Here is a 417-nt window from a genome sequence, read left to right as displayed (position 1 = left end):
CCTGCGGGACGTCCACACCGGCGACGACCGCCGAGGCGTCGACCTTCTGACCGGGCTCCAGGTCCTGGATCTGCACGCCCTCGGGCGCGGAGTCCTGAGCCTGCTCGCTGTGCTGGTTCTCGCTCATTCGTCTCTCCTGACGGAAGTGGTGCAGCAGCCGTCTCGACAGTATGACCCGAGCGGCGCCCTGAGGGGTTCGGTCTCAGGACCCGGACTTGCCCTTGCCGGACTTCTTGCCGCCCGACGAGCCCTTGGAGACCGGCGACGACGAACCGGTGGTCGACTCCCCGTTGATCACCGGCCCCTGAGCCTTCTCAGGCTGCTGGACATCGTCCTGGCCGGTCTCGAGCGGGCCCTGGTCCTTGATGCCCTTGGCCTTCTGGCGCTTCTTGCTCATGGGCTGCTGGCGCTGACCGG

1 pseudogene is annotated in these 417 nt (G+C 67.9%); it reads right to left on the bottom strand.

The window, feature by feature from the left end:
• Positions 1–202: 202 nt before the first annotated feature.
• Positions 203–417, bottom strand: a pseudogene (locus tag IG178_RS24285) (membrane protein insertase YidC); the annotation flags it as partial.

It is taken from the genome of Neoluteolibacter marinus, assembly GCF_014904755.1.
In the GTDB taxonomy this organism is placed as follows: Bacteria; Verrucomicrobiota; Verrucomicrobiia; order Verrucomicrobiales; family Akkermansiaceae; genus Haloferula; species Haloferula marina.
This window is presented reverse-complemented; position numbering and strand designations above follow the sequence as displayed.